General features: G+C 60.4%; 1 protein-coding gene. It reads left to right on the top strand.

Translation table 11 applies throughout. From position 1 onward, the window contains the following. The coding region (locus tag V5P19_RS22835; RefSeq protein WP_334407801.1) for an Ig-like domain-containing protein at positions 1–4,758 on the top strand (4,758 nt) is incomplete at both ends.

The raw sequence follows: 4,758 nt of genomic DNA, 5'->3' as shown, positions 1-4,758 counted from the left end.
GTGGATGAAAACGGCAACTGGAGCTACACGCCGGAAACCGATCTGGCGGAAGGGGATCACTCCCTGACGGTGGCCGCTGTGGACAAGGCGGGCCAGGAAGGGCCGCAGGTTAGCGGCACCGACGACGGAAGCTGGGACTTCACCGTGGATACCACCGCGCCGGACAACATCACCTCCGGCATCGTGGAAGGCAGCATCACCCTGACGGATGACGTTGGTCCGGTAACCGGCTCCATTGCCGACGGCAGCGTCACCGACGATGCGCGTCCCACCTATGCCGGGAAAGTGACGGCGGACATTGACCACGTCAATATCTACGACAACGGCAGCCTGATTGGCAGTGCGCCGGTGGACGAGAATGGCACCTGGAGCTTCACGCCAGACAATGCCCTGGCAAGCGGTGGCCACGGTCTGACCGTTTCCGCTGTCGATGCCGCGGGTAACGAAGGTCCGCAGGTCTCCGGCACCGCAGACGACAGCTGGGACTTCACTCTGCTGACCAGCGCCCCGGCACAGCCGTCGATTGAAAATATCGTCGATGACTATACCCAGGGCGAGGATGCGGATACTGGCACGTTACAGAAGGGCCAGGCGACAAACGACGCCACGCTGACCCTTAACGGCAGCGGTGCGCCGGGTCTGACCGTACAGATCTGGGCAACGGACAGCGACAATAAACGCGTCATGGTCGGTGAGGGGACGGTAGGAGAAGACAGCCGCTGGAGCATTACGACCAGCGCGCTGGGTGCCGACGGCATCTATAACCTGACCGCGACCGCGGTTAACGCAGCGGGCGTATCTTCTGCTGAAACCGGTGTCTTCCCGATTGAGCTGGATACCACGTTACCGGCAGCAGCGGTCGCCGTACTCAATGACGATCAGGGTGATGTACAAGGGGTCGTTGCCGCCGATGGCGTGACGGACGATCGTTCTCCTACGCTGAGCGGCACTGGCGAGGCGGGGGCGACGGTAAGCGTCTATCTCGATGGCAGCAACACGGCGGCAGGCAGCGTGGTGGTGGGCGATGATGGGACCTGGAGCCTGGCGCTTGCCACGCTGAGCGATGGCGCACATAGCTACCAGACGAAGATCACCGACAAAGCGGGCAATGAAACCCGTGGCGAGGTGGTTAACTTCACCGTGGACAGCAGCGCCGTGGTACTCACTATCGACCAGGCGAATGACGACGCGGGCCCCATCACCGGTGCGGTACTGAACGGCGGCATGACCGACGACACCTCCCCGGAACTGCAGGGCACCACGACGGCGGGCGCGACGGTCACTATTAAGGATGCAGATAATAAGGTGCTGGGTACTGCCGTGGCGGATGCAGATGGCAAGTGGACATTCCCGCTGAGCAACGTTGCCGATGGCGAGCATACCTGGACGGCGGAAGTGACCGGCAGCACGGGCAATACTGCCCAGGCGACCATCACCCTGACGGTAGACAGCACCGCGCCGGCAGCACCGGTTATTACTGCGATGGTTGATGATGTGGGAACGGTTCAAGGTACTAGCACGGTCTCAGGCAGTGTGACCGACGATCCGGCCCCTACCTTCAGCGGCACGGCGGATGCCGGGACGACCATCACCATTTATGACGGTGACAATGTCCTGGGTACTGTTGTGGCAAATAAAGACGGTGAATGGAGCTACACGCCGACCACTAACCTTGTGGACGGGGAACATACGATCACGGTCACCAGCACCGATACGGTGGGCAACGAAAGCGCCCACAGTCCAGCATGGGACTTCACGCTGGATACCAGCACCGATGCGCCAGTCATCATCACTAACACCACCGATGAAATCAGCGGTACGGCGGAGCCGGGAGCGACCGTAACGATCACCGATCCGTCTGACAACAGTGAAACCTCGGTTGTGGCTGATGAGGACGGTAAATGGAGCATCCAGCCGAACCCGCTTGAAACCGGGGATACCGGCGCGACCGTGGTAGTGACCGATGCGGCAGGCAATACCAACAGCACCATAGTGGACGGCCCGTCAGATACCACGCCGCCGGACAACATTACCTCCGGTATTGTGAATGGCAGCATCAGCCTGACGGATGACGTTGCGCCGGTAACCGGTACGATTGCCGACGGTAGCAGCACCAACGATGCGCGTCCGACTTACGCCGGCCAGGCTACTGCCGATATCGACCATGTTAATATCTATGATAATGGCATCCTGATTGGCAGCGCGCCGGTAGGCGAGGATGGCACCTGGAGCTTCACCCCGGAAACCGATCTGGCGGCGGGGGAGCACGTATTTACTGTGTCCGCAGTCGATAGCGCGAACAATGAAGGGCCGCAGGTGAGCGGTACCAGTGACGAGGGCTGGAACTTCACTCTCGACACCACCCCGCCTGGCGCAGACGCCTTTGAAGAGGGCAGCATTACCCTGACGGATAACGTCGGGCCGGTTCAGGGCAGCATTGAAGATGGCAGCACCACGGACGACGCTCAGCCAACTTACGCCGGTAAGATCACCGCTGCTGGCTTGGCTGATGGCGTAGTAAGCGTCAACATCTATGACAATGGCACGTTAATCGGCAGTGCGCCGGTGGATCAGACTACTGGGGTATGGAGCTTCACGCCGGGTAGCGCCATGGACAGCGGCGATCACGCACTGACCGTATCAGCGGTTGATGCAGCGGGTAACGAAGGGCCACAGACGAGCGGTACGGCAGATGAGAGCTGGGACTTCTCCCTGTTGACCAGCGCCCCGGCGCAGCCATCCATTGAAAGTATTAACGATGACTATACCCAAGGCGAAGATGCGGATATCGGCTATCTGCAGAAGGGGCAATCGACTAACGACAGCACGCTGACGGTAAACGGTACCGCAGGCGCTGGAATGACGGTGCAGATCTGGGCGACGGACAGCAGCAATCACCGCGTCCAGGTAGGGGAAGGGCAGGTTAACAAGGATGGTCGCTGGAGCATCACAACCAGCGAGCTGGGCGATGACGGTACCTATACCCTGACGGCGACCGCCGTCAATGCGGCAGGCGTTCCTTCGGCGGAAACGGGCGGCTTCCCAATTATCCTCGATACGGTCGCGCCGGATGTGGCCGTTGCCACTCTGATGGATAACGAAGGGGACAAGCAGGGCGAAATCGCCCCGGGCGAGACCACCGACGACCGCTCTCCAACCTTAACCGGTACCGGTGAAGCAGGTGCAACGGTCAGCGTTTACCTGGACGGCAGTACTACGCCGGTTGGTAACGTGGTAGTGGACGCCGAAGGCAACTGGACGCTGTCGCTGGGTACGCTGACGGATGGCGAACACAGCTATAAAACTAAAATCACCGATGCCGCGGGCAATGAAACGCAGGGCGAGGTGGTGAACTTCACGGTAGACAGCAGCGCCGTGGAGCTCACTATCGACCAGGCGAATGACGATGCGGGCACCATCACCGGTGCGGTACTGACCAACGGCCTGACCGATGATACTTCTCCGCAATTGCAGGGTACCGCGACACCGGGTGCAACGGTGACCATTAAGGATGAGGCCAACACGGTGCTGGGAACGGCTGTGGTGAACGCCAGCGGACAGTGGACCTTCCAGCTGGACGGCGTCACCGATGGCACCCACACGTGGACGGCAGAAACCACCAACGCGGCGAATAACACCGCTCAGGCCACCATTACCCTGACGATTGACAGCATGCCACCGGCGGCTCCGGTGATTACCTCCCTGGGAGATGACGTCGGAACGGTGCAGTTCACCTCGAAAGTTCAGGGGAACATGACCGACGATCCGGCCCCGACCTTAACCGGAACGGCGGAAGCGGGCAGTACCGTAACTATTTATGACGGCACCAGCGTGCTGGGCACCGTGACGGCGAACGCCGAGGGCGAATGGAGCTATACCCCGACCACCAACCTGGTTGAAGGGACGCATTCCATCACCGCCACGGCGACCGATGCGGCGGGGAACGTCAGCGAATCTTCCGATAGCTGGAACTTTATCCTGGATATCACCGCGCCAAACGTGGGTATCTCCGATAACTCCGCCGACTCGTTGGCAGGTCAGTCAGAGCCAGGTGCGCTTGTCACCGTTGAAACCACGAACGGCGATAAGTTTACCGCCGTGGCTAACGAAGATGGCCGCTGGATCATTACGCCAAACCCTATTGCCGCAGGTGAATCTGGCAAGATCTATGCCACCGATCCGGCAGGAAACGTGGGGGATCCGGTCAGCTTCCAGGGATCGGCGCTGGCAAGTTACGATCTTCTGAATGAGAGTACGCAGGTCAATACCACCACGGCGGGGGATCAGGCTAACCCGACCACCACTCGCCTGGCGGATGGCCGTATTGTGGTGATCTGGCAGGGGGCCGGCACTGGGATCGACATCTATATGCAGCTGTATGAGGCAGACGGCGTGCATAAGATCGGCACCGAGCAGCAGATCAACCAGCGTATCAGCAGCAATCAGGACAGCGCCCAAGTCGTGGCTCTGGCTGATGGCGGTTTCCTGGTGGTCTATGAATCCTATGGCGGCGGCCTGGATAACGATCAGGATGGGGTTGTTGCTCGTCGCTATGGCTCTGATGGCCAAGCGGTGACCGATGAATTCCTGGTGAACGTCACCACCGCGGGCAGCCAGCGTATGGCGAGCGCTGTGGCATTGGATGATGGCGGCTATATCATCACCTGGGTTGATCAGGCGCAGAGCGTTGTTCAGCGTACTTATGATGCCGATAACCAGCCGACCACCGGTGAAGTGACGGTGGCGACCGGCACCAGC

The sequence above is a fragment of the Enterobacter sp. UNJFSC 003 genome, from assembly GCF_036903355.1.
In the GTDB taxonomy this organism is placed as follows: domain Bacteria; phylum Pseudomonadota; class Gammaproteobacteria; order Enterobacterales; family Enterobacteriaceae; genus Enterobacter.
The sequence above is the reverse complement of the archived record's forward strand: the minus strand, read 5'-3'. Positions and strand labels throughout refer to the sequence as shown.